Here is a 295-nt window from a genome sequence, read left to right as displayed (position 1 = left end):
GTCAGCATATTCCCATGATGGAAATGTGAAATATACATATAGTCATAGAATTTTCTTTTCAGCTGTGAAAGATCACGTATAGCATTCTTCTTATTCTTAATCTGATGTCCATGACATGCAACGAACTCAAACTCTAATAAATTAAAATCGACAATACCATCATCATAAAGCGGTACTTCAATTCTCTCGTTTTCTTGTAGCATGTCGTGAATGTATGTTGCAATAATACGCTCAACATCTTCTTTAGGCATTTCACCACGACTTGTCCCATGCAGTCTCAGCTCTGTGTGATTAG

The 295-nt window shown here is 36.3% G+C and carries 1 protein-coding gene; it reads right to left on the bottom strand.

The annotated features are described in order from the left end of the window. Positions 1 to 251 (bottom strand): hypothetical protein (locus SB749_RS19180; protein ID WP_410711703.1); only part of this gene is annotated, 251 nt, incomplete at its 3' end. Between the last annotated feature and the right edge of the window lie 44 nt (positions 252 to 295).

Source organism: Brevibacterium sp. SIMBA_078, from assembly GCF_046534565.1.
GTDB lineage: Bacteria > Actinomycetota > Actinomycetes > Actinomycetales > Brevibacteriaceae > Brevibacterium.
This window is presented reverse-complemented; position numbering and strand designations above follow the sequence as displayed.